Here is a 25,907-nt window from a genome sequence, read left to right on the forward strand (position 1 = left end):
GGGGCCATGGCCGCGGAGTGGCGGAGCGACGTTCTGGCGACTGCGCAGGTGCGGATACGCTCGGTCGACGGAGAGGTGGCCGGGGCCGGTTTCCTGGTCGCCGCGGACCTGGTGTGCACCTGCGCACACGTCGTGGAGGAGGCCTTCGACCTCCCGGAGCCCGTGGACGAAGCGCCGGGCGGGTCGGTGAACCTCGACTTCCCGCTCCTGTCCTCCCGTCCCCGCGCGCGGGCGAGCGTCGTCTCCTGGCGTCACGGGGGAGCCGATGTCGCCCTGCTGCGGCTCGACCGGTCCGTCGAGGGGGCGAGGCCGGCGGGGCTCGTCGACGGCACCGCGGTCTGGGAGCATCCGTTCCGGGTGTTCGGACACCCGGATGGGGCGGATCACGGAGTCTGGGTGCTGGGCACCCTGCGCGCCGGCCAGGGGACGGGCCTGCTGCAGATGGAGGCGCACCTGCCCGGACCCCGCGTCACGGAAGGGTTCAGCGGGTCCCCGGTGTGGGACGACACCCAGGGCGGGGTCGTCGGAATGACCGTCGCCGCTCACCGGGGGGAGAGCACCGCGTATCTGCTGCCGTCGGCCGATCTGGTCGACGAGCACACCATGCCGGCGCGTTGCCCGTTCCAGGGACTGGAGTCCTTCACCGAGGAGCAGTCGGAGTTCTTCCACGGCCGCGACGCCGACACCGACCGGGTGATGGAGGCCCTGCACCAGAGGCCGGTGGTGCTGGTGGTGGGGCCCTCCGGATGTGGGAAGTCCTCCCTCTTGCGAGCCGGGGTGCTGCCCCGGTTACGGGACGAAGGTGTCAGTGCCTCCGAGTTGCGTCCCGTCCAGGGCGCTCGGGCGACCTCGATTCTCGCCCGTGCCCTGACCGATGTCCTGGAACCGGGACTCGGCGAGGTCGAGCGCCTCACCAGGGCCGAGGCGCTGGCCCGGCTGCTCGCCGACGGTGACGACGTCCTCACGGAGCTGCGTGTCCGGTTGGCGGCCCGCGTCCCGAGCGCCGGGCACGTGATCTTCGTGGACCAGCTCGAGGAGTACGCACGGGCCGTGCCGGCCGAGGCGCGCGAGCTGTTCCGCATGCTCTCCGGCCTCGCCGGCCGGCCCGGCGAGGCCGCCCTGTGGGTCCTCGCCACAGCGCGTCCCGATTCCCTGGACGTCCTGGTGACGGCTGGTACGTCCGACGTCGTCAGTGATGCCGTGCAGTTCCTCGCACGAGAGCTGCGCGGTGTTCCCGAGGGACTGGTCCAGGAGCAGGCTCTGAGCCCTGACGGCCGCTTCTTCGCCGCCGCGAGCTCCTCCGACGTGGTGCACCTGTGGCGGCTGGACGGTTCCCTTCGCCCCGAGCCGCTGGCCGTAGTCCGCGAGTCGGCCGGGACAGTGAACGGCACCCTGGATTTCAGCAGCGACAGCAAGCGACTGCTGCTGACCGTGAAATCCTCGTCCGGCTGCTCTCCGCTCCCCACGTGCCCGCCCGCGTTCGCCGAGGCATGGGAGACCGCATCGGGTGCTCGCATCCGCGTGCCGGACGGGCTCGTGCACGGGAGAGGAGCGCAGGAAGCGGCGTTCACCTCCGACCCGGATTCCGTTGCGACCATCAGCTACACGTCCGGCCTGGAGGGTAAGCGGATCGAGATCAGGGACCTTCGCACGGCTCGGCTGCGGTACACCGCCACCGTGGGCAACAGCCTGGCCTCCGATGCCAGGCTGGGGGCCGGTGGCGAACTCCTCATCATCCAGGACGGGGACACCTCGTACTCGCGGTCCCTCGGGACCACCCCGGGCCGGCGCACCGAACTGCCCGACGTCTCAGGGCTCATGGACCGCACCCAGCGTTTCCACGTGCCGTCGGACGACTCCTCGAACGGCACCGACGCAGGACTCTACGACGAGAGGATCCTGACCGACCTCGGCACCGGGCGAGCTCGTATCGCCCGCATTCCGAGCGCTCGAGACAAGGACCTCTCCGGCGCCGGCCTCGCGGTGGTACCCCGCCGAGACGGTGAGGTGGTCGTCCTGGCGCCGCTCGGTACGGCGCTCCTGATCGTGCGCGCCGAGCGGTACGACCACGGACAGATCACCACCACGCAGAACGATCCGGTCACCAGCATTTCCCCCGACCGGAGGTTCGTCGCCATCGCGGACCGGCGCAGCCTGCAGGTCGTCGACCTGTCCGGCACCCGGCGGCAGTCCGTGTCGCTTCCCTTCCTCACTGACGCGGCGTCCTGGGTGCCCTCCTGGACCGCGGACTCGCGGCGGGTCGTGGTGTGGAACAGGCAGGGCAATCTTCTCGCCGCGTACCCGGTACGGAACCTGAAGGACAGGGTGCCACTCGACGGCGTGCTGCCCGAGACTAAGGCAGCGGCGAAGGCAGAGGGCCACCAAGGGGGCGAGGTGGAGGAACTCGCCGCCCTGGGCGGCAGCGAGATGGCCCTGCTGACGGTCGACGGTCGCCTCGCCCGGGTGGACGCCGCCGAGGGGGGCCTCCTGACGCGGCCGATCCCCGCCTACTCGGATCCGGACCGGGCCGGCGACGGTACCCTCGACGACATCTTCACCCGGGGCCGCATCGTGCCCCGGCCGCACCACCCCGGTCAGGTCGCGGTGGTGACCCGGCCCGGCGCCGGCTTCGGTGACGTCCTGCTGTGGGACCTCCGGGCCCCCCGGCACGTCAGGACCCTGACCGGGCTCGCGATCCGAGCGCCGTTCTTCACGACCGACGCCCCGTCCGCCGGTCCGCTCGCCTTCGACAGGCGCGGTTCTCGTCTCGCCGTCCAGAACAGCGGCGGAGAGGTGCGCGTATGGGATGTCGACGCGGGCAGGGAACTGCCCGGCAGCGCGTCCGGCTCCGCGGACGGACACTTGATCGGCGTCAGCGACGAGGGCCAGGTCCTCACCTCCCGCGACGGCCGAGTGACGATCCATGACCTGGCCGATGCCGGCAACTCCACCACGCTGCACCTCCCCGACGTAGCTGCGGCTTCCGTGCGGGGAAGCCGCCTGACGGTGTACCTCGGAGGGGTGCAGGGGTCCTTCACCTTGCGCCGCCGGACCTTCGAGCTGAATCCCGAGGCACAGTTCCGGGCCCTGTGCGCGGTCGCGGGCCGCGACTACACACCCGCCGAGCGCACACTCCTGCCGGACGGGACCCCGGAACAGCCGCCCTGCGCCTGACCTGGAGACGCGGGAGGATCCCGCGGCCGAATCAGGCAACTCCGCTGTCCGGCCGGGGTCCTACCCGCACAATGACCGGCATGGACGATTCTCAGGATTTCGCGCTCTCGGACGGAACCACGGTTCGTTTCCTGGTCGAACCCGCGGGGCGTCCCGTCGCCGACGCGGAGGGGGCACCCGACGGCATCGGACCGCTCGTCCCCGTCGCCAGGCGCAGGCGGGCGGACGCCACCGTCGCTGCCGCGCTTCGCACGACGCTGCGACCCCTCGGCTCGCTGGTCCAGGACGTGCACGACGCGGTCACTACGGGGGCGACCCCGCCCGCCGAGGTGTCCGTCACCTTCGGTGTTCAGCTCGGACACGACCTCAGACTCGGCATCGTCAGCGGAAGCGGGCAGGCACATCTGACGGTCACCGCCACCTGGGCCCCGGAACAGAGCCAGGCACCCGGGGCCTGACAACGCCGGGGCTCCCGGTCGCCCTCCGGTCCCGGTGCGAGGAGGCCACCACCCGGGCCCGTTCACCGCCCCGACGGCCGGTGCGGCTCAGCTGCCCCGGCCGGCACCGGCCGTGAGGCACGGGAGCCGGACCTCACGGATACGCAATCAATCCGGAGCGGGATCCAGGGCCCCCGCGAGCTGCTGGCGCGAGTGCACCCCGGTCTTCTGCAGGGCCCGGGCGACGTGCTGCTCCACCGTGCGAGGGGACAGGTGGAGCGTGGTGGCGATCTCGCGGTTGGACATGCCCGCCGCGGCGAGTTCGGCGACCTCGCCCTCCCGGGGCGACAGCACGTCGCCGTAGCGCGGGCGGCCCGGCGGGCGGCGTTCCGCGGACGGCTGGTGACGGCGCAGTTCGGCGCGGGTGCGGGCGGCGTCCCAGGTCGCGCCGAGGGCGTCGAAGGTCGCGGCGCAGTCGGCGAGGGCGGCCACCGCGGAGGTATCGCCCTCCTCGAGCACGAGGGCGCAGCGGGCGGCGCTCGCGGAGGTCAGGGCCGCGTGGTAGGAGCGGGGCAGCGCCCGGTAGGCGGCTGCGCTCCGCCCGTAACGGGCCGCGGCCTCGGCCGGCTGCCCCGTGTGCTCGGCGAGAACCCCGAGGGTCCAGGCGAGGGCGGCGTCGGCCGACGGAGCGTCACGGCCCTCCAGCCCCGCGGCGAACTCCTCCACCATCGCCTCCGCGGCGGCGCTGTCCCCCGCTCTCAGGGCCGCCTCCACCGCCCAGGGGGCCAGTTCGGCACCCCAGGCCCAGATCCCCTTGGCGCGCAGGCGCCCCCACGCCGCCTCCGCCTCGGCGGCCGCGCCCGCGATGTCGTCGTGCGCGAGGGCGAGCCGGATCAGCGCACCGGACACCGTCGCGGAGATCGGCACCGGGCCGGTGTCCAGATCGGCCGCGCCGGGGCCGGTCAGATGGTCCAGGGTGTCGGCCCACTCCCCGCGGGCGAGCGCCAGCAGCCCCAGGACCATCCGGGCGTCGGAGGCGAGGTAGGGCATGTCGCCGGACTCCTCGACGAAGGCACGGCACCGCTCCGCGAGCCCGGACCAGCTGCCGGTCGCCCAGTCGACGACCAGGGCGCAGCCGCGGCCGGTCTGTTCGGCGTAGGCGGCACCGCTGCGGGCGGCCAGTTCGACACCCTCGGCGAGCAGGGCACGCGACCTGTCGTAGTGGCCCAGCCACACCACCGCGTCCGCCGCGTTGCACAGACCCCGGGAGGTCTGCTGCCGGCAGCCGATCAGGTCACTGTCGCGGGGCAGCTGCTCGATGAGCGGCCAGGCCGCGGGGTCACCGCCGTTGAGCAGGACACTCACCCGGTTCGCGGCCACGGCCGCCTGCACCACCGGGTCGCCCGACTCCTCGGCCACCGACACGGCCCGCTCGATCCAGGCGACGTTCTCGGCGAAGGACGCGTCGGGTCCGTACGGCATGGCCAGCGCCGACATCGCCCGGGCCAGCGGGACCGGCTCCCCGGCCAGATCCTCCACCGCGCGGGCGAGTTCGTCCCGCCCCTCCATGACCTCGCCCATCTGGTTGCACAGCAGCAGCCCGAGGTCCAGACGGATCTCGCCGCGCACGGCCGGCGGCAGACCGGGATCGGCCACGATGTGCCGCAGCACCTTCAGCGTCTCGTCGGAGCGCAGACCCACCACGGCACAGCGGGCCAGCAGCCGGGCAGCCCGGGAACGGGCCTGCTCGGGGACCGGCCCGGTGGCGAGCGCCGACTCCAGCAGACCCACGGCACGCTGCTGTTCCCCGGCGGCCTCCAGCTGCAGGGCCGCCCGCTCCACGGCGTGCAGCCAGCCCCGTTCGTCGCCGCACGCCCGACGGTGGCCGGCCACCCGCTCCCACGGAACGGGCTGGCGTCCGGCGAGCAGCTGTCCGGCCCGCCGGTGCAGCTCCTCGCGCGGCGGACCGGTCGCCACGCGGCGGACCGCGGCCGCGGCGAGCGGTGAGCCGAAGCCGTACCGGCCGTCACCGCGGTCCTCGAGCACGGCGGCCCGCAGGGCGGCGGCCAGGGCGTCGGCGCCGCTCCGTCCGGGAAGACCGGCCACGGCGGCGAGGTCGCGGGAGGTGGCGGGCTCGTCGAGGACGGCGGCGGCGAGGACGATCCGCCGGTGCTCCTCCGGCACGGCGGCCGTACGCCGCAGCGTCAGGATGTCGAGCCGGGGAGGTGTCCCGAGCCGGTCGAGGCCGAAGGAGGGCGGCCGGCCGACGGAGGCCGGGTCCGCCGCGAGCAGGTCGAGCAGGTCCGCCACGGTCTGCGCGACACCGCCGGAAACGCGGTGCAGGGCGGCGGCCAGCCCCGGCGGGCAGCGGTCCGTGCCCAGGGCGGTGACCGCCATCCGTCCCACCTCGGCGGGGCCGAGCGGCCCCAGGACATGCCGTACGACGGTGAGGCCGGCGGGGAAGTCGGTGTCGGGTCCGAGGACGAGACCGGGCGCTCCGAGCTCCTCGGGACGGTAACTGAGCACGCACGCGAAGTGGGCGGGCGGGGCGGCGAGCAGGGCACGCAGCCGGGCGGTCTCCTCGGCGGGCGCCCGGTGCACGTCCTCCACGACGAGGAGCTCGGGCCCGGCACCGGCCGGCGCCTCGCCGGGCGGTGTCCGCCGCACCGGTCCGGCCGCCACCGCGCCGAGCCGGTCCACCAGACGGGTCTTGCCCGTGCCGGCCGCGCCCTCGACCAGCAGCAGCACCGGCCGGCCGGCGCCCTGCGGGTCGAGCGTCGCGGTGAGCCGTCTGCGCAGGGTTCTCTCGGCGTCGTCCGCCGTCCCGGCGCTGTGCGGCATGGTTCGTCACCCCGTTCCACGCGTGTTCCCGGTTGTTTGCGTATCCGTACTCAGTCTGCCCTGATTGCCCTTCACTGCGGGAGGAGGGCAGCGTGGGAACCCGCAAGGTCGGCCGCGCAGAAGGGAGCCCGGCGTGCGAAACGTGAGGGAGCCGGGTCCGGCCGGGACGGTCCTCGAGGCGGCCGGACCGGTGGGACGGGACCGGCAGCACACGACGGTGCGCAGGACGCCACGGCACGCAGACGGGTTCTTGGTGGCGGCGGTCTTTCCCGCGGCCGCGGGAGCGGTGCCGCGACTGCGGCGGCTGGTGCGGGCGGTGGTCCACCGCCACGGGCTGCCCGCGGGTGTGGAGGAGGCGCTCACCGTGATCGTGAGTGAACTGGCCACCAACGTCGTCCTGCACAGCGGCAGTCCCGACCTGGAGGTGATGTTCGAGGCCGACGCCGCCTCCCTGACCGTGGGGGTGCGCGACAGCGGACGCTGGCGGCAACGGCCCGCGCCCCGCTGTGAGCCCGTCGACATGGACGCGCCGTTCGGCCGCGGCCTCGCCCTGGTCGACGCCTACGCGGTGGAGACCTCGGTGCTGCGGTCCGCCCACGGCACCCTGGTGCGGGCCGTGATCGCCCTGTGAGGCGGCGCCGGCACGGCGGACCCGTTTCCCGCGACCGTCTCCGCGCTCACCGAGGCCCGTCCCGCCCGTGCGGTCTCACCGCTCGGCACGGACGACGACGACCGGGCAGTCCGCGTGGTGCAGCAGCGCCTGACTGACCGAACCGAGCAGCATCCCGGCGAAACCGCCGTGTCCCCGGGCCCCCGTCACCACCAGCTGGGACTCCCGCGTCGCGCCGAGCAGGGCGTGACGCACCCGGGCCCGCTCCAGGCGCGAGACCACCCGCACCCCGGGATGGGCGGCCCGCCACGGCGCCACCGCTTCCTCGAGCAGCCGCTCGTGCCGCTCCCGGAGCCGGTCGAGGTCCACCACCACGGTCGGCGGATCGCCCGGACTCTCGTACGGCGTCTGTTCGCTCCAGGTGTTCCACACGTGCATCGCGACCAGCGGGGCCCCGCGCAGCGCGGCCTCGGCGAAGGCGAAGGACGCGGCGGCCGCGCCGGCCGGCGAACCGTCCACGGCGAGCAGAACCGGTCCCCTCGGATCCTCCCGGCCCCGTACCACCAGCAGCGGACCGTGCCCGTGCGCCGCCAGCTGCACCACCGTCGACCCCAGCAGCAGGCCCCCGAACGCGGTGTGGCCGCGCTCGCCGACCACCGTCAGGACCGCGTGCCGCGACTCGCTGCGCAGCACCGTCAGCGTCTCGCCCGACGCCACGGTCCTGGCGATCTCCAGCCCGGGCGTGCGTTCGTGAGCGCGCTGCTCCGCCTGCGCCAGCACACCGTGGATCATCGGGTCCAGGTCGGCCGGCCGGCTGAAGGCGTGCACGATCCGCAGCCGCGCGCCGCGCAGCCGCGCCTCGTGTGCCGCGACATCCACCGCGACGAGACTGGACGGCGAGCCGTCCACTCCCACGATCACCGTGTCGTCCACTTCACACTCCCGTCCCCGCGGCGCGCTCCGAGTACCCACGACGCGGGCCCGGCACGCGTCGTCGCGCTGTCCGGGAAGAAGGCTTCCAGCTGCGGAAACACGGTCTCCGCCGGCATCTTCTCCGGCACGCCGGCGCCCTGTCCATCCGTGGCAACACCCATGTTCCGGCCGTTTGGCGGGATGGCACCATTACCCCCGTGGGGGCCGATCACCAGTGTCGCGGCGCGGCCGGTCGAGCCATCCCGCACCGGACGACATCAGAAGAATCGGGAAGGGGACGGGCTGTGCCTGCTCCACGGATGAGCGCGACGCCGCTGCCGGGCATCGGCGTGAAATACGACCTCACCACGCGTGAGCACGAGCACCTGTCCGTGATCGCGCACCGCGACGGTGCCCGTACGGTCAACGTCTACCGTTCCGACGACCCGGACGCCTGCGCCCGGTCGCTGCGCCTGACCGTCGCCGAGTCGGCCGCGCTCATCGACGCGCTGATGCCCGACCACCACAGCCCCAACCTGCTGCACACCACCGACCTCGGACTGGTCGCCGAGCGCGTCGAGCTGTCCTCCGTCTCCCACTGGAACGGGCGGCTGCTGGGCGAGACCCGGATGCGCACCGACACCGGGGTGTCCATCGTGGCCGTGCTGCGGCGGGCGGAGGCGATCCCGTCCCCCGCCCCGGACTTCCGGCTGGCCGGAGGGGACACGCTGATCCTGATCGGCACCCGCGAGGGCATCGACGCCGCCGCCGAGATTCTCGGGCGGGAGTGAGCGCGTGCACTCTTCCGCGATCTTCCTGATCGAGTTCGGCGCGATCATCCTCGGCCTCGGCCTGCTGGGCCGCCTCGCCGGACGCCTGCGGTTCTCCCCGATCCCCCTCTACCTGCTGGCCGGCCTCGCCTTCGGTGAAGGCGGGCTGCTGCCGCTCGGCGCGAGTGAGGAGTTCGTGGCGATCGGCGCCGAGATCGGCGTGATCCTGCTGCTGCTCATGCTCGGCCTCGAGTACACGGCCAGCGACCTGGTCTCCAATCTCAAGACCCAGTACCCGGCCGGCCTCGTGGACATGGCGCTGAACGCCCTGCCCGGCGCGGCCCTGGCCCTGCTCCTCGGCTGGGGCCCGGTCGCGGCCGTCGTCCTGGCCGGCGTCACCTGGATCTCCTCCTCCGGTGTCATCGCGAAGGTCCTCGGCGACCTCGGACGGCTCGGCAACCGGGAGACCCCGGTCATCCTCAGCATCCTCGTGCTCGAGGACCTGGCGATGGCCGTCTACCTGCCGATCATCACCGCCCTGCTGGCCGGCGTCAGCCTCGCCGCGGGCAGCGTCACCCTGGCCATAGCGCTGGGCGTCGCCGGGCTGGTGCTGTTCGTCGCCGTCCGCTACGGACGGGTCATCTCCCGCTTCGTCTCCAGCGACGACCCGGAGAAGCTGCTGCTGGTCGTGCTGGGACTCACCCTGCTGGTCGCGGGACTGGCCCAGCAGCTCCAGGTGTCGGCCGCCGTGGGCGCGTTCCTGGTGGGCATCGCCCTGTCCGGCGAGGTGGCCGAGGGCGCGCACAACCTGCTGGCGCCGCTGCGTGACCTGTTCGCCGCCGTCTTCTTCGTCTTCTTCGGGCTGCACACCGACCCGCAGTCCATCCCGCCGGTGATCCTCCCCGCCTTCGCGCTGGCCGTCGTCACCGCGCTGACGAAGATCGCCACCGGGTACTGGGCCGCCCGCCGGGCCGGTATCTCCCCCAAGGGCCGCTGGCGCGCGGGCGGCACGCTGGTCGCCCGCGGCGAGTTCTCCATCGTCATCGCCGGCCTCGCGGTCACCGCGGGCATCGAGCCGGACCTCGGTCCGCTGGCCACCGCGTACGTCCTGGTCCTGGTGGTCCTCGGACCGCTCACCGCCCGCTACACCGAGCCGGTCGCGCTGGCGCTGACCGCACGCCGTACGGCCAAGGCCGACATCGTGCCCGTACGGAGTGCGACGCCGCCGGCCGCGGAGACACTGGAGCCCGTGGAGGACGGCGGCGTCGAACGCTGAACGCCGGGCCCCGTCCGCCCGGCCCGGGCGGACGGGGCTTCCCGCGCGGGGGCCGTCCCTCTAGTTCTCCAGCCGAACCGGCATCAGCAGCGAGAAGGTGCTCTCGTCGTCCGGCCGGCGGACGGCGAGGGGCGCCGTCGGAGCGCCCGACTCCAGGACCAGCCGGTCGCGCGCTCCCGCGGTCAGCGCGTCCAGCAGGAACGCCCGGTTGACGGCGATGAGGCCGTCCCCGGCCGCCCCGTCCCCGGCGACGGTGACCGATCCGTCGTCCGCGACCGCCAGCACGGTGAGGTCGTCCGCGGTCCCGTCCTGCTCCCGCACGGGACCGGTGCGCACCGCCTCACGGAACGCCGGCACGTCCAGCACGGTGCGCCGCCCCTCCGGGAGACGGACCAGGCGCCGGTAGTCGGGGAAGTCGTGGCCGAGGCACGGGCCGGCCGTCTGCCGGTCCCCCGCTTCCAGGGTCACCCGGTCACCGTCCACGGCGAGCCGCACGTCCCGGCTCCCGTCCAGCAGCGCCCGCATCGCGTCGGCGAGCGGAAGCGGCACGGTCACCTGCACACGGGACCCGTCGTGCCCTTCGGCGGGGGTGTGGGCCACGGCCATCCGGTAGCGGTCGGTGGCCACGACGTGCAGCGTGCCGTCGTCGATGTCGCGGTGGATCCCGCTGAGCATCGGCAGTTCCGGGTCGGTGCCGGCGGCGAACCGGACCGCGTCCAGCGCGGCGGCCAGTTCCGGGCCGGACAGGGACAGCCGGACGGCGGTGTCGGTGCGGAGCGAGGTCATGGGGTTCTCCCTTTGGTCCAGTAGGGCGCGGAGTGCGGAGAACTCCTCGCGGGCACCCGACAGCCCCTGTTCCAGCCGGCGCAGGTGCGCCTGCAGGAGCTGCCGTACGAGATCGGTGTCGGCGCCCGTCCAGCCGGCCAGAACCAGCCGGATGTCCGCCAGCGGCATGCCGGCCCGGCGCAACCGGGCCAGCAGCCGGGCCTCGTCCAGCTGCCCGGGGGCGTACCAGCGGTAGCCGCTCACCGGATCGACCCGGTCGGGGACCAGGACGCCGGTCCGGTCGTAGAACCGCAGGGCGCTCACGCCCAGTCCGCTCTCCCGGGCCGTCTCGCCAATGCTGAGCATCTCGTTCTCCACACCCGAAACCCTGGTCCCTCGACCAGGTCGAGGGTCAACTCCGGCCCGTCACCTCCCGCCCGGCGCACGATCCATGCCGTGCCCAGGGTGCCGTGCCCGCCCCGCCCTTGCGGCCGTGCGGGTGACGGCTTCACCCCGCCGGGCGGACCCGGAGCCGTCGGGCGTACCACCGGCGCACGAGGGCGCGTTGCTCCGGCATGGACAGCACTGGGACGGCGCGGCGCCTTCTCGGGCCCGACGCCGCGCGCCGGCCGTACGCCGAACTCACCAGCGGATACGCGGGGCACACGCCCATCTACACGGCGCTGGTCGCCGAGTGGCGGGCCAGGGGGCACACCGTCCCGGAGCGCCGCGAGGGTCTGCGGGCGTCCTTCGCCGCCCCGACCGTGAGCGAGGGAGCGACGGTCCTGTCCGTGCCCTTCCTTGTGCCGTCACCCCTCCTCGGGCCGCCGGCCGGGGACGAACCGCTCACCAGCCCGGCCCCCCCGACTCCGCGCTGACCGGTGCCAGCACGGCGAGCGTGCCGGTCGCCCGGCGCAGCGCCAGTTCCAGCGGGGCGGGGGAGTGCAGGGCACCGGTGCCGTCCGGCGGGACGAGCCACTCCAGCCGTCCCGCGGGCCGGTACGGCGGCGGTACGGCGACCCAGGACCCCCTGCCGACGTGCCGCACCCCGCATCCCACCCACTCGCTGACCGGATCGGGCGGAAGGAAGAAGCCCACCCTGCGGGCCGTGACGTCCACCAGCGTGGGCCCGGGTGCCTTCAGCGGGTCCCGCCAGAGGATGTCCAGGGCGAGCAGGCCGAGCCGGTCGGGCACGCTGAGCACGTCCCAGTACCGGCCGGCCGCGAGCAGCGCGGTCCCCCTCCCGTGATCCCACTCGCGCTTGCACTCCTGCGGATCCGTGGCCGCCGCGGCCAGCCACTCGACGGCTTGCTTCCACATGACGCTGTGCATGTCCCCACCCCGGGCGCGGTCGGCCGCGCCGCTCCGGGCGCGTGCGGTACGGGCCATGGTCGTGGATATGTCCGACCATCGGAAGGGTGGCGCGGGCTGGCGTTCGCGCACGGCGCGCTCCGACGCGGAGACACGGACGCCCCCGCAACCGGGAGAACCGGCCGGGGGCGACCGCGGCGGAGGGTGCGGCAGAGGTCAGCCGTCCCGCTGCGCGCGCTCGGCGTTCCGCTTCTTGATGCGTACCGCTTCCTTGCGGACCTCGGCCTGGGTGGTCCGCTCCCGCTCCAGCCACTCGGGGCGCTCCTGCTTGAGCGTCTCGATCTGCTCGGTGGTGAGGGCCTCGGTGACTCCCGCGCGCGCGAGACCTGCGATGGACACGCCCAGCTTCGCCGCGACAACCGGCCGGGGGTGGGGACCGTCGCGCCGCAGGTCCCGCAGCCACTGCGGCGGGTCCGCCTGGAGCGCGTTCAGCTCGGCGCGTGAGACGACGCCCTCCCGGAAGTCGTCGGGGGTGGCCTCGAGGTACACACCCAGCTTCTTCGCCGCGGTCGCGGGCTTCATCGTCTGGGTGCTCTGGTGTTGCGTCATGGCGTCCAGGGTATCGAGCGTGTGCGCGACCGCCGACCACGGCCGGTAACCTGGCCAGGTGACAGGCTCGGAAGTCTCCCCCTCGTTCCGGCTCGTGTACGTACCCGGCGTGATGCCCGGCAAATGGGTGGGCATCTGGAACGAGCGGCTGCCCGACGTCCCGCTGGACCTCACCCAGGTGCCCGCGTCGACGGCGCGGGAACTCCTGCTGGGCGGCGACGCCGACGCGGGTCTCGTCCGGCTGCCCGTCGACCGTACGGTGTTCAGCGCGATCCCCCTGTACACCGAGCAGACGGTCGTCGTGGTGCCGAAGGACCACGTCGTCACGGCCGTCGACGCGGTCACCCCGGAGGACCTGGCCGACGAGATCGTCCTGCACCCCCTCGACGACGTGCTCGAGTGGGAGAGCCTGCCCGGCCGGCCCGCGCTGGAACGGCCCGCGACCACGGCGGACGCGGTCGAGCTCGTCGCGGCCGGGATCGGTGTGCTCGTGGTCCCGCTGTCCCTCGCCCGACTCCACCACCGCAAGGACCTCACCCACCGGCCGCTCGAAGCATCTCCCGTGTCGGGCGTGGCGCTGGCCTGGCCGGAGGCGGCGACGACGGACCGGGTGGAGGACTTCATCGGGATCGTCCGCGGCCGCACCGTCAACAGCACCCGGGGCCGCCCGCAGCAGCCGGCGCAGGAGAAGAAGCGCGAGCGGACCGACGCCGCCGGCAGCCGCCGGCAGCAGCCCGGAGCGTCCCGGGGGGCCGGCAGGTCGGGCGGCCGGGGCCGCGGACCGGGCACCGGGGGCACGACGAAGAACCCGCGGCGGGGCAGGCCCCGCCGCGGGTCGTGACCGTCAGGATCACATCCCTACTTGACCGTCGAGGACGGTGAGGGTGCCGGGGACACCGTGTTGAGGTCCTTCAGCCCTTCGGGGATCTCCAGCACCAGGACGGGCGCGCCCGCCTGCGGCGCGGGCGGGGTCACCTGCTCCGCCGGCATCTTGGGCGGGCTGGTCTGCTGGAAGTTGACCTGCTCGTGGTTGACCAGCCCCGTCTTCTCCAGCACCGTGATGTGGTCGAGCACCGTGTCGTTGGCCTGGTCGGCGAGCTGCCGCACGAGGGTGTTCCTGGTGTTGGCCCGGATGTTGGCGATGGCCGGGAAGATCTGCCCGTGCGTCACGCGCATGATGTTCACCGCCGTGGAGTCGAACTCCTTGCCGGTGGTGGCCCTGATGGTCTCCACGAAACCCTGCTGCTGCGGTGACGCCTGGTTCGGCAGTGTGATGCCGAGCTCCAGGGAGATCTTGCGGCAGGACTCGTCGAGCCGTCCGTGCCCGACGACCAGGTGCTCGCCCGCCTCCTTCATCTCCGGCGTCGTCCCCCGCTCCATCGCCAGCAGCCCCAGGGGGTGCTCCCACAGCCCGGCCGCGCGGACCTTGACCACGAAGTCGCGGTCCGCCTCGGTCAGCGGGCCGTAGTTGGTGTTGGCCACCACCCGGTCCGGCTTGGTCGACGTGTTCTGAACGCCCAGCATGGTGGGATAGGCGAGCGCGGTGAGGGTGAGAATCATGGCTCCGCCCACGAACGCGGTTCCTGCCGTGCTGCGCGAGATGCGCATCGTGCCTCCTGGGATCGAACGGCCCAACAGCAGGAGGTACGGACGCCGGACGCGAGGCAATCACCGTTCGGGAAAGAATTTTCGGACACACTGCGGTGGGCGCGAGCTGCCTGCCGAGCCGCCCTTGCCGCCTCGGTGCCGTCGGCGGGGCCTGGCAGACCGGCCTCCACCCAGGTGCTTACCACCGTCCGTACGCGCGTGACCAGCGCTTCCTTGGCGCGGAAGGGGACACCGGACCGGATTGCCGTCCGGCAGCGTCACGCCCTTGGGCGGGGTGGGCGACACCGGAGTCCGACGTGCCGAAGATCACACCCGGCGGTCAGGGGCGGCGGGCGGACTCCACCAGCCAGGCGTGCGCCGCCCGCGCCGTGAACTCCTCCTGCCCACCCCGCACCAGCAGGGTGGCGGTGGCGAACTCCGGCGCGCCGGCCTGCGCGGCGACATAAGGGAGGGCGATGCAACGCATCCCGGCGGCGTGCGCGGCGGCGGCGCCGGGGGCCGCGTCCTCGACCACCACGCAGTCGGCCGGATCAGCGCCGAGCCTGCGCGCCGCCTCCAGGAACACATCGGGAGCCGGTTTGCCGCGGGGGACCTCGTCGGCCGAGACCACGGTCCGCAGATGCGCGCCCAGTCCCGTGCCGGCCAGGATCGCGCCGATCGCCTCCGGCGTCGAACCCGACGCCACGGCCATCGGCACTCCCTCGGCCGCCAGCAGCTCCACGAACGCGCGCATCTCGGGGAACACCCGGGTCGAGGCACCGGCCAGCTTCAGGTAGTGGCGGTTCTTCACCTCGACCAGCTCCTCCACCGGGGCGGACAGCCCGTACCGCCGGCGCCAGTCGGCGACCGTCTCACGCGTGCTGATCCCGACGTACCGCTCGTGCTCGGCCCAGGTGAACTCCGGGACCCCGTACTCGGCGAGGGTGCGACGGCCCGCCTCGTAGTAGTTCGGCTCGCTGTCCACGAGCGTTCCGTCGAGATCGAAGAGGACCGAGAGGCGGGCGAGGGTGCTCATGGGGACAGCATCGCAGGGCTCACCTGCGCACCGTCCGGCCGACCGACTCCACCAGCGGCAGCAGCCGGTGCGCGACGCGCTCGCGCAGCGCCACCTCGCTGCGGGTGCGGACCACCCCCGGCAGACTGATCAGCTTCTGGACCACGTCCTCCAGATGCGCGTTGTCGCGCGCCACCACCCGGGTCAGCAGGTCCCCGCCGCCGGTGATGGAGAAGGCCTCCACGATCTCCGGCACGGCCGCCAGGGCGTCGCCCACCTCGTCCAGATGCCCCTGGGTGACCTCGATGTGCACGAACGCCAGCACCGGGTGGCCCAGCGCGGCGGGGGAGAGGGCGGGGCCGGTGCCGGTGATCACCCCCTCACGTTCCATCCGGTCGAGCCGGGCCTGCAGCGTGCCCCGGGCGACCCCGAGGATCCGCGCGTACTCCCGCACGCTGGTGCGCGGCCGCTCCAGCAGCAGCCGCAGGATGCGGGTGTCGAGCTCGTCCACGGCCATGAGGTTCCCTCCCGGGGGCGGCCATTGGCACGGCGATGGCCGGAGAAGTGCCGTGAGAACTGTACCAATGGCGCATCCTGACGAGAGCCTGTTGAGCCACTGGCGGCAGGGATGCTGATATGGAGAGGTCGATGGCGCTGCGGACTCCGCGGCGCCTTTCTCATGCCACGGATTCCGGAAGGCGGAAAGCAGTGCTGAAGAGGGTGTTCACGGCGCCGGACCCGGGCCGGGTGCGGCTGCGCTTCGCGGCGCGGGCCGTGCTCGGCATCGCACTGGCCGTCGTCGTCTGCGGCCTCGCCGGGCACACGCTCACCGGTGTCGTCACCGGCGGGCTCGCCGCGCTGCTCGCCCTGTTCACCGTCACCGACGCCACCGTCCGCGGGCAGGCCGTCACCACCGCGCTGCTGCCCGCCGCCGGCCTGCCCGTGCTCGCCGCCGCGGCCCTGCTCCACGACCAGCCGGTCGCCCGCGACCTCACCTTCCTCGCCGTGGTCGGGCTCGGGGTGTACGCGCGGCGCTGGGGCCCCCGCGGGCACAGCCTCGGGGTCTTCGCGTTCATGACGTACTTCGTGGCGCAGTTCCTGCACACGAGGCCGGACCAGCTGCCCGAGCTGTACGCCTCCGTCCTGCTGTCCGTGCTCGCCGCGGCCGTGGTGCGCTTCGGAGTGTGGTGCTACGAGCGCCGGCTGCCCCCGGCCGTCGTACCGGCGCCACCCGCCGGCACCGGACTGGCCCGGGTGACCACCCGCCAGGCCGTCCAGGCGACCGCCGGGGCGGGCTTCGCCCTGGTCGTCGGCCAGCTGGTGTCCGGACAGCGCTGGTACTGGGCGGTCGGCGCCGCCTGGTGGGTCTTCGTCAACACCACCTCGCGCGGCGAGACCCTGGTGCGCGGCTTCCGGCGCGTGCTGGGCACGTTCATCGGCATCGGGCTCGCGCTGCTCGTCGCCGTCCCCGCCCACGGCGACGGCCCGCTCACGGCCCTGGTCGTCGCCGCCGGCGTCTTCGGCATCTTCTACACGGCCGCCGTGTCCTACACCTGGATGATGCTCTGGGTGACCGTGCTCGCCGCCATGCTCTACGGCCTCCTGGGCGTCCTCACCCCCGGGCTGCTGGCACTGCGGCTGGTGGAGACCGGCATCGGCGCGCTCGGCGCCGCGCTGGCGGTGGCGTTCGTCCTGCCCGTGACCACGCACAGCGTCACGGACGTCTGGATCCAGCGGGCGCTGCGCTGCGTCCACGCGTGCACCGCGCAGGCCGCGGCGCGACTGGCCGGGGCCGCGGACGCCGACCCGGCGCCCGCGGTGGCGGAGCTGGAGCAGCTGCTGGACCGGGTGCGCCTGTCCGTCGCCCCGCTGGTGCACCCGCTGAACCCGGTGCTCGCCCGCAAGCGGCGCGCCCGCCGGGTGCTCGGCCTGCTCGACGACTGCGCCCGCGAGATCCGCGGCCTCGTCGCCGTCGCCGCCGACCCCGAGGCCTCGCACGACGCCCGGCTGACCGCCGCCTGCCGGCGGGTGGAGGCCGCGGTCGAGGCGCTCACCGGAGGCCGGGACGTCGAGGTACGGACCGCCCCGGCGGAAGCCGGACCCGCCCTCGCCCACCTCCACGGCCTGGAACGCGCCCTCGCCGACCTCGCCGCTCCCCTGCGCACGCCGTCCCGCTCCCCGCTCCTCGGGGCCTGACCCGAGGCACCGCATCCGGCGCAGGGCACGGCGAGCAGGACGACCGGTGCCGCCGGCCCCGACGTGAGCCCTCGACTGTTACCGTCCTCCCGGTCGGCATCGCAGGAGAGGGGACAGCCGTGGCGGACGGCAGCGGGCGGGCGTTCATCGGGTCGTTCACGGCGGCGGGAGGCCCCGGCATCGTCACCGCCGCCGTCGACCCCGGCAGCGGCGCGCTGACCCCTCTGGGCGCCCTGGATGCCGTACCCGACCCGTCCTGGCTGACCCTGTCGGCCGACGGTCGCACGCTGTACGCGGTCAGTGAGACGGCCGACGGCGCCGTGGCCGCGTTCCGCGTCACCGGGGACGGCCCGATGCCGGCCGGACGTGAGGTCCCGGTGGACGGCAGCGGACCGACCCACCTCAGCCTCTTCGCGGGGCACCTCCTCACCGCGAACTACGGCTCCGGCAGCATCAGCGCCGTCCCGGTCCGCGAGGACGGCACCCTCGCCCGGTCCGTCGCCGCAGTCCTCCGGCACAGCGGCTCCGGCCCCCACCCGCAGCGCCAGCAGGGCCCGCACGCCCACCAGGTGCAACCCGACCCGAGCGGACGCTGGGCGGTCGGCGTCGACCTCGGCACGGACTCGGTACGGGTGTGCGCGATGGCCGACGGCACCCTCGTGCCGCACCGGGAGACCGCCCTGCGCCCGGGCTCGGGACCGCGGCACCTCGCCTTCCACCCCGGCGGTGCGTACGCGTACGTCCTCAACGAGCTCGCCCCGACCCTCGTCGTCTGCCGCTGGGACGCCGCCGTCGGGGCCCTGAAGCCGCTCGCCGAGGTCCCGGTGCTGCCCGGCGCACCGGCGGGCGACGCATACCCCTCCGGGGTGGCCGTCTCGGCCGACGGGCGCTTCCTGTGGACCGCCACCCGCGGCGAGGACGTCCTGTCCGTGTTCGCGGTGGGGGAGCGCGGCGCGGCCCTCACCCCGGTCACCACCGTGTCCTGCGGCGGCCACTGGCCCCGAGCCGTCACGGTGGCCGACGGCGTCCTGTACGTCGCCAACGAGCGCTCCGGGGACGTGACCTGGTTCGCGCTCGACCCGGACACCGGCGTACCGCGGCGCGGCGGCTCGCTGCCGGTGCCGGCCGCGTCCTGCGTGGTGGTCACCCGCTGACCGGGCCGGACATGACGAAGGGCCCGCTCCGTTTCCGGAGCGGGCCCTTTCGGCGTCCTGCGGGAGCCGGTCCGCGTCAGCGGGCCGGGGTGTTCTGCGCCTGCGGCGGGGCGATGCCCAGGGCGGTGGTGTACTTGGCCAGGGCCAGCTTGCCGATCGCCGGGTACGGGCCGAGCGCCTCGGCGGCGGAGCAGCCCGCCTCCCTCGCGGCCTCCTCGAGCAGGCTCGCGTCGATCTCCGGGCCGATCAGGTACGGCGCGAGCGCCAGCTGCTGCGAACCGGAACCGCGCAGCTGCTCGGCCACGGAGGCGATGGAACCCTCCTGGTCCAGGGCCGCCGCCATCACCGGCACGGCGAGGCGCGCGGCAAGCAGCATGCCGGTGATCCCGGCCGCCTGTACGGCCTCGTCACCGCCCACGGAGGCCAGGATGATGCCGTCCGCGGCGGTCGCCACGGTGAACAGCCGGGCACGGTCGGCGCGGGCCAGACCGGCCTCCGACAGCCGCACGTGCAGCGCCTCGGCGAGCAGCGGGTGCGGACCCAGCACGTCGGTCAGCTCGGCGGCGACCCTGCTGTCCATCACGGCCTGGCGGACCTGGCGCAGCAGCGAGCTGTCCGGGCCGGCCAGCAGGGGCACCACGACGGCGACGGGACCGTCGGGCTCCCGGACGTCCATACCCGCGGCACGGGCCTGCTCGAAACGGGCCGTGCGCTCCTCGGCCGCGTGCGCGAGCACGGACGACAGCGAGGGGAACTCCCCGTCACCGTCGAGGTAACCGATCCGGGCGTCCAGACCGGGCAGCTCGGAACGGGCGATGCTCACGACCTCTTCGGCGAGCGAACGGGTGGCACTGCTGGGCGCACCCGGCACGGCGAGGACGAGCGCGGGCGCGTCCTCGGGAGCCACCAGCGGCTCGGGACGGCGGTGCCGCCCGGGCTGGCGGGGGCGCGGCATTCGTACTGGCAGGCCGGACGCGGGCCCAGTGGGGGTGCTCATGTTGCGGCATGTTAGTGCTTTCCCGGCTGCCCCTGTTCGGGGAGGGGGCAGGTGAGCGGTATCCGTCCGGTTTTGTCTGATGAGTTACGTACGGGCGTCGCCCGCGCGTGTGCTGACCTCCCCCGCCGGGCCGGTGACGCACAGCATCGTCGCGTGCTCCGGGAGGGCGAACGAACCGGTGGTCAGGGCCTCGGCGATCCGCACCGCCCCGGCGAGGGGGTCCCCCTCCGCGAGGATCCGCCGTGCGCCCGGCAGGCGCCGCGCCAGTTCCTCCTCCACCGGGACGAGCAGCGCGGCTCCCATGCGGAACAGGCCCCCGGTGAGACCGACCGCCGGCTCGCCCTCCGCCGGGCAGACGGCCGCCGCGGAGTCGGCCATGTGGCGGGCCGCCGCCCGCAGGATGTCCACGGCGACAGGATCACCGCCGGTCGCGCACTCGCCGACCCGCGGCGCGAAGGACGCGAGCACGGCGGGCCGGTCGGTCCGCGGGTACAGCCGGCCCGGCAGCCCGGTCACGGGCCCGAAGACCTCCTCCGCGCTCGCCCTCAGCCGCGCCGAACCGCCCTCCCGGCCGTCGTGGGCGCGCAGCGCCGCCTCCAGACCCGCCCGCCCGATCCAGGCGCCGCCGCCGCAGTCACCGAGCAGGTGCCCCCAGCCGTCCGCCCGGCGCCAGCCCGTCAGATCGGTGCCGGTCGCGATGAGACCCGTGCCGGCGGCGATCACCGCACCGGGCCGCGTTCCCAGGGCGCCGACGTACGCGGTGATCGCGTCGGCCGCCAACGCCAGCCTTCGCACACCCAGTTCACGGGCGAGGGCGCCCGGCAGCTGCGCGCGCAGCGCGTCCCCCAGGCCGGCCATCCCGGCCGCGCCGACGACGGCCGTCCGGAGGTGCCCGATCCCGGCTTCGGCGCACAGCGTCCGTGCGACGGGCACCAGGTGTTCCAGGAGGTGCCCGGGGTCGATGCCCCGCGGCCCGGTCCGTACCGGTACGTCCGAGGCGGCCCGGGCGAGCGGCCCCCGCCCGGCGTCCCCGACGACGACCCGCAGGCCGGAGCCGCCGGAGTCCACGGCGAGGTAACCGGTCACGGTCAACGAACTCCCCTTCCCTCGGCCGCACGACGAGGACGAAGAGTAGCGTCCGGAGGGTGGGCCCGCCCGGGAGCAGCCGGGGAGCAGCCGGGTGTGAGCCGGCGCCCCGTTGTCGCTAGAGTCCGTGCGTGGCACCAAGACCTTTGCATGAACTGGTGGAAGCGGGCTGGGCGAAGGCCCTCGAACCGGTGGCCGACCGCGTCGCGGCGATGGGGGACTTCCTGCGCTCCGAGATAGCGGCAGGGCGCACCTACCTGCCCGCGGGCGCCCATGTCCTGCGCGCCTTCCAGCAACCCTTCGACGACGTACGGGTCCTGATCGTCGGTCAGGACCCCTACCCGACGCCCGGCATGGCGATCGGGCTGAGCTTCGCGGTGGCGCCCGAGGTGCGGTCCCTGCCGGGAAGTCTGGAAAACATCTTCCGGGAGATGCATGCGGACCTGGGCCTGCCCAGGCCGTCGAACGGCGATCTGACCCCGTGGACCGAGCAGGGTGTGCTGCTGCTCAACAGGGCGCTGACCACGGCCCCGCGCAAACCGGCCGCCCATCGGGGCAAGGGCTGGGAAGAGGTCACCGAGCAGGCGATCCGCGCGCTGGCGGAGCGCGGCAAGCCCCTGGTGTCCATCCTGTGGGGGCGGGACGCCCGCAACTGCCGTCCGCTGCTCGGTGATCTTCCGGCCATCGAGTCGGCCCACCCGTCACCGATGTCGGCCGATCGCGGTTTCTTCGGCTCCCGCCCGTTCAGCCGGGCCAACGACCTGCTGGTCCGCCAGGGCGCGCAGCCGGTGGAGTGGCGCCTGCCCTGACCCGGGGACGCTGACGGGCCGGGGCCGCCGGTCACGGCGCGCGGCGCTGGAACCGGGTCCGCGGCCGGCCGCCTGCCGGCCTGTGGACCCGGTTCCTGTGGACCCGGTCCTGTGGTCCCGCGGCGCGGATCAGCCCACGACCGCCGCCCGCACGCACAGCACGTCCGGCAGGTGCGACGCCAGTTGCCGCCAGCTGTCGCCGTCGTCGGCCGACGCGTACACCTCGCCGTTGCGGTTGCCGAAGTAGATGCCGGCCGGGTCCGCGCCGTCGTGGCACATCGCGTCGCGCAGCACCGTGCCGTAGTGGTCCTCCTGGGGCAGCCCGGCCGAGAGCGGCTCCCAGTGCGCGCCCGCGTCCGCCGTCCGGTAGACCCGGCAGCGCCGGCCGGCCGGGACCCGGTCGGAGTCGGCGGTGATCGGGAACACGTACGCCGTGTCCCCGCGGTGGGGGTGGGCGACCACCGCGAAGCCGAACGTCGACGGCAGTCCCCCGCCGATGTCCGTCCAGTGCCCGCCCGCGTCGTCGCTGCGGTACACCCCCCAGTGGTTCTGCAGGTACAGCCGGTCCGGGTCCGCCGCGTCCCGGGCGACCTTGTGCACGCACTGGCCGAACTCCGGGTCCGGGTCCGGCAGGAAGACCGCGGAGACCCCGGAATTGGACGGGGCCCAGCTCCTGCCGCCGTCCAGGGTGCGGAACACCCCCGCGGTGGAGACGGCCACCGTCACGGTCCGCGGGTCGCGCTCGTCGGTGAGCACGGTGTGCAGGCCCTCACCGCCGCCACCCGGCACCCACTTCGATCGCGTGGGGTGCTCCCACAGCGGCCGGATCAGCTCGAAGCTCTCCCCGCGGTCCTCCGAGCGGTACAGCGCCGCCGGTTCCGTGCCCGCGTACACCACGCCGGGTTCGGCGGCGGCCGGGTGCAGCTGCCAGACCCGCTCCAGCGAGGCACCCGTGTCCTGGGGGAACTTGACGGCCGGCCGGGCCGGTTCGGTCCAGCTGCGGCCCAGGTCGTCGGAGTGGAACACCGACGGGCCCCAGTGGGCGCTGTCCCCGCCCGCCAGCAGCCGGGGGCTCGCTCCGCGGGTGTCGATCGCGACCGAGTACACGGCCTGCGCGTTGAAATACGGGCTCTCGTCGAACTCCCAGGCGCCGCCCCGTCGGCGCCCGATGAACAGGCCCTTGCGGGTACCCACGGCGAGCAGTACCTCGGTCATGCCGATCACCTCCGCGACGTCGCCCTCGACGTCTCGACAACGGACACCGGCCAGTCTGCACCCCACCACTGACAGTCACCTCCGGATCGTGCTGCGTCGCAGGTCGCGCCGTGTGCCGTCCGGTTGCCGACCCCGTTCTGCCGCCCGCCCTGCCGCCCGACGACTGGCCGGGCGAGGCGCCGCGGGCCGCGTACGCCGGCTACCGGCGCGAGGTGGCGGGGGAGGTCCGGTCCCGCGTGGACGGGGGTGAACGCGCGGGGGAGCGGCCGGCCGTACGGGGTGCAGCGCGCTGCACCCCGTACGGCCGGCGCCCGTGGGGGGAGGGGCTATCGGTAGGTGATGTCGGAGGACGCGTACTTGCAGTACGTGCCGTCGGGGCCCGAGCCGTTGCTGCTCGGCTCCTTGCCGGTGTTGTTGCCGATGTACTTCTGGCAGGGAACGATCTTCTTGCTGCTGTCCCCGATGATCGTGATGTTCCTCAGGGTCGCGCTGTCGCCGTAGTTGGTATTGATGCCGGCGATCCTGCCGCCCTTCCAGTTCACCTCGATGGTGTTGAGGTTGATGGTCCGCTTGTACTGCGTGGAGCAGTTCCCGCAGGAGCGGACGAAGGTGCCGAAGTTCTTGACCGCGAAGTTCGACACGTTCAGCGTTCCCGCGCCGTTGAACTGGAAGACCTTGTCGCCGGCCTCCTTGGCGCCGCCGCCGCTGACGGTGTAGACCGACCCGGACGACTTGCCCTTGAACGTGGCCGCGTCCTCGCCGACGTCCTCCCACCAGACGTTCTGCAGCGTGCAGGAGCCCTTGCAGTGGATGCCGTCGGCGGCGGGGGCGCCCAGGATGACGTTCTTCAGGACCGCGCCGTCCGCCAGTTCGAGGATCGGGCCCTGGTCCTCGTCCTGACTGCCCGAGCCCAGGTCGCCGGTGCCGTAGAGGCGCTTCATCGCGTAGTCCTTGGTGCCGGACACGGCGATGGTGGAGGAGACGCCCTGGCTGCCGTTGGGGGTGGGCCAGGTGGCGGCGTTCGCCGACGAAGCCCCGGTGGTCATGACCATGCCAAGCGAAAGGCCCAGGGTGGCGAGTGCGCCCGTCAGTGCGCGCCCGCGGGCGCGCGGTCGTGTCGCGGAAGTCATGTCGTTCCTTCTGTTGTGGTGTGGGGGTGCGGGTCGTCCACAGGAACTGCATTCACAGGTATGTCCATCGAAAGGACCGTTCGAACCCTCCGGTCATGTCGATGAACGGAAGGTAGACGGTAAGCGCTTTCTAGTCAACGGTGGGCGTGCATCACATTCGGACAGGCGCGCGCATGCGGATGGCCCGGAGCGCGACAGGCGCTCCGGGCCACCCGGCTCCCACCCGGCCGGCGGGATCCGGTCGGTCAGACGGAGAGGTGGTACTGGTCCGGCACGTGGACCGTGCCCCCCAGCTCACGGGCGGCGTGGCGGGCCCACGAGGGGTTGCGCAACAGCTCCCGGCCGAGGAGCACCGCGTCCGCCTCGCCGGCCGCGAGGATCTTCTCCGCCTGTCCGGCGTCGGTGATCAGGCCCACGGCGGCGACCGGCATCGGCGTCTCGCTCCGCACCCGTGCGGCGAAGGGGACCTGGTAGCCGGGCCCGGTCGGAATGCGCGCGCCGGAGGCGTTGCCGCCGGTGGAGACGTCGAGCAGGTCGATGCCGTGGGCGTGCAGGTCGGCGGCGAAGCGGACGGTGTCGTCCGCCGTCCAGCCGGACTCCTCCAGCCACTCCGTGGCCGAAACGCGGAAGAACAGCGGCTTGTCGTCCGGCCAGACCTCACGCACGGCGTCGACCACCTCGAGGGCGAAGCGTGTCCGGTTCTCGTACGAGCCGCCGTAGGCGTCCGTGCGGTGGTTGGAGTGCGGGGAGAGGAATTCGTTGATCAGGTAGCCGTGGGCGCCGTGGATCTCGACGATCTCGAAACCGGCGGCGAGCGCCCGGCGGGCGGCGTCGCGGAACAGGCCGACGGTCTCCCGGATCTGTTCGGTCGTGAGTTCGTCGGGCACCGGGTGCTCCCGGTCGAAGGGGAGCGGGCTCGGTGCCACCGGCTGCCAGCCGTGAGCCTTCGGTCCGACCGGCCCGCCACCCTTCCAGGGCCGGTCGGTCGACGCCTTGCGGCCGGAGTGCGCGAGCTGGATGGCGGGGACGGTGCCCCGGGAGGCGAGGAACCCGGTGATCCGGCGGAAGGCCTCGACCTGTGCGTCGTTCCAGATGCCGAGGTCGTACGGCGAGATGCGGCCCTGTGGCGACACGGCCGTGGCCTCGACGACGATCAGGCCCGTGCCGCCGGCCGCGCGGGCCGCGTAGTGGGCGAAGTGCCAGTCGTCGGGGACGCCCGCTCCGGGGCCGTCCGGTGCTGCCGAGTACTGGCACATCGGGGCCATCCACACCCGGTTGGGGATGGTCACGTCGCGCAGGGTGTACGGCTCGAACAGCGTGCTCACGGTGGGCTCCATTCGGTGTGGACCGGGCGAGGTGCGGGTCGTACGATAGGCATCGTAGTACGGCGGATGTCAAACTACGAGGGTTCTCGTACAATGGGGTTTCCTCCCGGAACGAAGGTGGAGCCGCCGTGACGACCGCAGTCCCCGTCCCCAGCAGCCGCGACCTGCCGCACCCCACGCGCGGGGAGATCCGGCTGGAGGGCGTGCTGCACGCCCTGTCCGACCCCGTCCGGCTGCGGATCGTCCGCGAGCTCGCCGCCGAGGGCGTGGCGCTGTCCTGCTCGCACTTCGACCTGCCGGTCAGCAAGTCGACGACCACCCACCACTTCCGGGTGCTGCGCGAGAGCGGCGTGATCAGGCAGAACTACGAGGGCACCGCCAAGATGAACGGCCTGCGCCGCGACGACCTGGACGACCTCTTCCCGGGCATGCTCGACTCCCTGCTCACCGCGGCGACCCGCCAGGCCGGCCGCCACAGCGAGGTGTGACGGGCCCGGACGGCCGGGGAGGTCCGCCGCGTCGTCCCGTGGGCTGCTTGGGCCCGCCCGCGGGGAAGCGCGCCGGGTGCCCCGCGACGGTCCCCGGGGGCGCAGGGGCGCGTCGTCCGAGACGGTTCGGACGGATGCCTCCTCCGGACGCCGGTGCCCTGAAGCCGCCGTCACCGGCCGTCGCACCGCTCCTCGTGCGA

General features: G+C 73.8%; 24 protein-coding genes. 11 read left to right on the plus strand and 13 right to left on the minus strand.

Going from position 1 to position 25,907, the window contains the following annotated elements:
* The first annotated feature begins 6 nt into the window (after window positions 1-6).
* Both ACZ6A9_RS18350 and ACZ6A9_RS18355 read left to right on the plus strand, forming a co-directional pair.
* Complete coding sequence (locus tag ACZ6A9_RS18350; RefSeq protein ID WP_468986424.1) at window positions 7-3,174, plus strand: nSTAND1 domain-containing NTPase; 3,168 nt, start codon at window positions 7-9, stop codon at window positions 3,172-3,174.
* Between the two features lie 80 nt (window positions 3,175-3,254).
* On the plus strand, window positions 3,255-3,632 hold the full coding sequence (locus ACZ6A9_RS18355; RefSeq protein WP_468986428.1) for a CU044_2847 family protein: 378 nt from the start codon (window positions 3,255-3,257) through the stop codon (window positions 3,630-3,632).
* Window positions 3,633-3,779: 147 nt separating this feature from the next.
* Here the strand turns inward: ACZ6A9_RS18355 and ACZ6A9_RS18360 are convergent, their stop codons facing one another.
* Window positions 3,780-6,452, minus strand: coding sequence for a helix-turn-helix transcriptional regulator (locus tag ACZ6A9_RS18360; protein ID WP_468986431.1), 2,673 nt, complete (start codon window positions 6,450-6,452; stop codon window positions 3,780-3,782).
* Between the two features lie 133 nt (window positions 6,453-6,585).
* Between ACZ6A9_RS18360 and ACZ6A9_RS18365 the strand changes: the two genes are divergently transcribed.
* On the plus strand, window positions 6,586-7,083 hold the full coding sequence (locus ACZ6A9_RS18365) for an ATP-binding protein (RefSeq protein WP_468986435.1): 498 nt from the start codon (window positions 6,586-6,588) through the stop codon (window positions 7,081-7,083).
* A gap of 75 nt (window positions 7,084-7,158) precedes the next feature.
* Here the strand turns inward: ACZ6A9_RS18365 and ACZ6A9_RS18370 are convergent, their stop codons facing one another.
* Window positions 7,159-7,995: a universal stress protein gene (locus ACZ6A9_RS18370; RefSeq protein WP_468986437.1), complete on the minus strand. Its 837-nt coding sequence runs from the start codon at window positions 7,993-7,995 to the stop codon at window positions 7,159-7,161.
* A 299-nt stretch (window positions 7,996-8,294) separates the two neighbouring features.
* Between ACZ6A9_RS18370 and ACZ6A9_RS18375 the strand changes: the two genes are divergently transcribed.
* Window positions 8,295-8,765 carry a cation:proton antiporter regulatory subunit gene (locus ACZ6A9_RS18375; RefSeq protein ID WP_468986440.1) on the plus strand — a complete coding sequence of 157 codons (471 nt, stop codon included), beginning with the start codon at window positions 8,295-8,297 and terminating at the stop codon, window positions 8,763-8,765.
* Window positions 8,766-8,769: 4 nt separating this feature from the next.
* Window positions 8,770-10,020 carry a cation:proton antiporter gene (locus ACZ6A9_RS18380; protein WP_468986444.1) on the plus strand — a complete coding sequence of 417 codons (1,251 nt, stop codon included), beginning with the start codon at window positions 8,770-8,772 and terminating at the stop codon, window positions 10,018-10,020.
* Between the two features lie 60 nt (window positions 10,021-10,080).
* Here ACZ6A9_RS18380 and ACZ6A9_RS18385 read toward each other — a convergent pair whose 3' ends face one another.
* A complete protein-coding gene (locus tag ACZ6A9_RS18385; RefSeq protein ID WP_468986446.1) occupies window positions 10,081-11,151 on the minus strand; it encodes a DNA polymerase III subunit beta family protein in 1,071 nt (356 codons plus the stop codon).
* A gap of 209 nt (window positions 11,152-11,360) precedes the next feature.
* On the opposite strand from ACZ6A9_RS18385, the gene ACZ6A9_RS18390 reads away from it, so the two are divergent.
* Window positions 11,361-11,663 carry a hypothetical protein gene (locus tag ACZ6A9_RS18390; protein WP_468986449.1) on the plus strand — a complete coding sequence of 101 codons (303 nt, stop codon included), beginning with the start codon at window positions 11,361-11,363 and terminating at the stop codon, window positions 11,661-11,663.
* Here ACZ6A9_RS18390 and ACZ6A9_RS18395 read toward each other — a convergent pair.
* Complete coding sequence (locus ACZ6A9_RS18395; RefSeq protein ID WP_468986451.1) at window positions 11,632-12,117, minus strand: hypothetical protein; 486 nt, start codon at window positions 12,115-12,117, stop codon at window positions 11,632-11,634. The genes ACZ6A9_RS18390 and ACZ6A9_RS18395 overlap by 32 nt on opposite strands.
* Before the next feature lie 195 nt (window positions 12,118-12,312).
* Window positions 12,313-12,705 (minus strand): DUF5997 family protein, encoded by a 393-nt coding sequence (locus tag ACZ6A9_RS18400; protein WP_468986453.1) that lies wholly within the window; start codon window positions 12,703-12,705, stop codon window positions 12,313-12,315.
* 58 nt (window positions 12,706-12,763) lie between these two features.
* Here ACZ6A9_RS18400 and ACZ6A9_RS18405 point away from each other — a divergent pair, with 58 nt between their 5' ends.
* On the plus strand, window positions 12,764-13,546 hold the full coding sequence (locus ACZ6A9_RS18405) for a LysR family transcriptional regulator substrate-binding protein (RefSeq protein ID WP_468986455.1): 783 nt from the start codon (window positions 12,764-12,766) through the stop codon (window positions 13,544-13,546).
* A 17-nt stretch (window positions 13,547-13,563) separates the two neighbouring features.
* Here the strand turns inward: ACZ6A9_RS18405 and ACZ6A9_RS18410 are convergent, their stop codons facing one another.
* The 3 genes from ACZ6A9_RS18410 to ACZ6A9_RS18420 all read right to left on the minus strand — a co-directional run bounded on the left by ACZ6A9_RS18410 (window position 13,564) and on the right by ACZ6A9_RS18420 (window position 15,824).
* Window positions 13,564-14,313, minus strand: coding sequence for a DUF4142 domain-containing protein (locus tag ACZ6A9_RS18410; RefSeq protein ID WP_468986459.1), 750 nt, complete (start codon window positions 14,311-14,313; stop codon window positions 13,564-13,566).
* A 319-nt stretch (window positions 14,314-14,632) separates the two neighbouring features.
* Complete coding sequence (locus tag ACZ6A9_RS18415; protein ID WP_468986464.1) at window positions 14,633-15,328, minus strand: HAD family hydrolase; 696 nt, start codon at window positions 15,326-15,328, stop codon at window positions 14,633-14,635.
* 19 nt (window positions 15,329-15,347) lie between these two features.
* Window positions 15,348-15,824: an Lrp/AsnC family transcriptional regulator gene (locus tag ACZ6A9_RS18420; protein ID WP_468986469.1), complete on the minus strand. Its 477-nt coding sequence runs from the start codon at window positions 15,822-15,824 to the stop codon at window positions 15,348-15,350.
* Between the two features lie 191 nt (window positions 15,825-16,015).
* On the opposite strand from ACZ6A9_RS18420, the gene ACZ6A9_RS18425 reads away from it, so the two are divergent.
* Both ACZ6A9_RS18425 and ACZ6A9_RS18430 read left to right on the plus strand, forming a co-directional pair.
* Window positions 16,016-17,503, plus strand: a complete 1,488-nt coding sequence (locus ACZ6A9_RS18425; protein ID WP_468986472.1) for an FUSC family protein — start codon at window positions 16,016-16,018, stop codon at window positions 17,501-17,503.
* A gap of 119 nt (window positions 17,504-17,622) precedes the next feature.
* Window positions 17,623-18,657 carry a lactonase family protein gene (locus ACZ6A9_RS18430; protein ID WP_468986476.1) on the plus strand — a complete coding sequence of 345 codons (1,035 nt, stop codon included), beginning with the start codon at window positions 17,623-17,625 and terminating at the stop codon, window positions 18,655-18,657.
* Between the two features lie 76 nt (window positions 18,658-18,733).
* Here the strand turns inward: ACZ6A9_RS18430 and ACZ6A9_RS18435 are convergent, their stop codons facing one another.
* Window positions 18,734-19,654, minus strand: a complete 921-nt coding sequence (locus ACZ6A9_RS18435; protein ID WP_468986479.1) for a sirohydrochlorin chelatase — start codon at window positions 19,652-19,654, stop codon at window positions 18,734-18,736.
* A gap of 84 nt (window positions 19,655-19,738) precedes the next feature.
* Window positions 19,739-20,746 carry an N-acetylglucosamine kinase gene (locus tag ACZ6A9_RS18440; protein ID WP_468986481.1) on the minus strand — a complete coding sequence of 336 codons (1,008 nt, stop codon included), beginning with the start codon at window positions 20,744-20,746 and terminating at the stop codon, window positions 19,739-19,741.
* Window positions 20,747-20,871: 125 nt separating this feature from the next.
* Between ACZ6A9_RS18440 and ACZ6A9_RS18445 the strand changes: the two genes are divergently transcribed.
* The gene (locus tag ACZ6A9_RS18445; RefSeq protein WP_468986484.1) at window positions 20,872-21,549 is read left to right on the plus strand and encodes a uracil-DNA glycosylase; all 678 of its coding nucleotides are present in this window, start codon (window positions 20,872-20,874) and stop codon (window positions 21,547-21,549) included.
* A gap of 129 nt (window positions 21,550-21,678) precedes the next feature.
* Here the strand turns inward: ACZ6A9_RS18445 and ACZ6A9_RS18450 are convergent, their stop codons facing one another.
* From ACZ6A9_RS18450 to ACZ6A9_RS18460, 3 genes are all read right to left on the minus strand, one after another.
* The gene (locus ACZ6A9_RS18450) at window positions 21,679-22,833 is read right to left on the minus strand and encodes a WD40/YVTN/BNR-like repeat-containing protein (RefSeq protein WP_468986486.1); all 1,155 of its coding nucleotides are present in this window, start codon (window positions 22,831-22,833) and stop codon (window positions 21,679-21,681) included.
* Window positions 22,834-23,090: 257 nt separating this feature from the next.
* Window positions 23,091-23,894, minus strand: a complete 804-nt coding sequence (locus tag ACZ6A9_RS18455; protein ID WP_468986490.1) for a pectate lyase — start codon at window positions 23,892-23,894, stop codon at window positions 23,091-23,093.
* A gap of 245 nt (window positions 23,895-24,139) precedes the next feature.
* Window positions 24,140-25,219: an NADH:flavin oxidoreductase/NADH oxidase gene (locus tag ACZ6A9_RS18460; RefSeq protein ID WP_468986494.1), complete on the minus strand. Its 1,080-nt coding sequence runs from the start codon at window positions 25,217-25,219 to the stop codon at window positions 24,140-24,142.
* Window positions 25,220-25,347: 128 nt separating this feature from the next.
* On the opposite strand from ACZ6A9_RS18460, the gene ACZ6A9_RS18465 reads away from it, so the two are divergent.
* Entirely contained in the window at window positions 25,348-25,707 is a 360-nt protein-coding gene (locus ACZ6A9_RS18465) for an ArsR/SmtB family transcription factor (RefSeq protein WP_468986499.1), read from the plus strand.
* The last annotated feature ends 200 nt before the right edge of the window (window positions 25,708-25,907 follow it).

The organism is Streptomyces sp. NPDC041124 (genome assembly GCF_055592385.1).

What these genes read in the sequence shown, in the direction of transcription:
- ACZ6A9_RS18350 (WP_468986424.1), top strand. Translation starts at nt 7, where the DNA reads ATGGCCGCGGAGTGGCGGAGCGACGTTCTGGCGACTGCGCAGGTGCGG.
- ACZ6A9_RS18355 (WP_468986428.1), top strand. Translation starts at nt 3,255, where the DNA reads ATGGACGATTCTCAGGATTTCGCGCTCTCGGACGGAACCACGGTTCGT.
- ACZ6A9_RS18360 (WP_468986431.1), bottom strand. Translation starts at nt 6,452, where the DNA reads ATGCCGCACAGCGCCGGGACGGCGGACGACGCCGAGAGAACCCTGCGC.
- ACZ6A9_RS18375 (WP_468986440.1), top strand. Translation starts at nt 8,295, where the DNA reads ATGAGCGCGACGCCGCTGCCGGGCATCGGCGTGAAATACGACCTCACC.
- ACZ6A9_RS18385 (WP_468986446.1), bottom strand. Translation starts at nt 11,151, where the DNA reads ATGCTCAGCATTGGCGAGACGGCCCGGGAGAGCGGACTGGGCGTGAGC.
- ACZ6A9_RS18390 (WP_468986449.1), top strand. Translation starts at nt 11,361, where the DNA reads ATGGACAGCACTGGGACGGCGCGGCGCCTTCTCGGGCCCGACGCCGCG.
- ACZ6A9_RS18395 (WP_468986451.1), bottom strand. Translation starts at nt 12,117, where the DNA reads ATGCACAGCGTCATGTGGAAGCAAGCCGTCGAGTGGCTGGCCGCGGCG.
- ACZ6A9_RS18400 (WP_468986453.1), bottom strand. Translation starts at nt 12,705, where the DNA reads ATGACGCAACACCAGAGCACCCAGACGATGAAGCCCGCGACCGCGGCG.
- ACZ6A9_RS18410 (WP_468986459.1), bottom strand. Translation starts at nt 14,313, where the DNA reads ATGCGCATCTCGCGCAGCACGGCAGGAACCGCGTTCGTGGGCGGAGCC.
- ACZ6A9_RS18415 (WP_468986464.1), bottom strand. Translation starts at nt 15,328, where the DNA reads ATGAGCACCCTCGCCCGCCTCTCGGTCCTCTTCGATCTCGACGGAACG.
- ACZ6A9_RS18420 (WP_468986469.1), bottom strand. Translation starts at nt 15,824, where the DNA reads ATGGCCGTGGACGAGCTCGACACCCGCATCCTGCGGCTGCTGCTGGAG.
- ACZ6A9_RS18435 (WP_468986479.1), bottom strand. Translation starts at nt 19,654, where the DNA reads ATGAGCACCCCCACTGGGCCCGCGTCCGGCCTGCCAGTACGAATGCCG.
- ACZ6A9_RS18455 (WP_468986490.1), bottom strand. Translation starts at nt 23,894, where the DNA reads ATGACTTCCGCGACACGACCGCGCGCCCGCGGGCGCGCACTGACGGGC.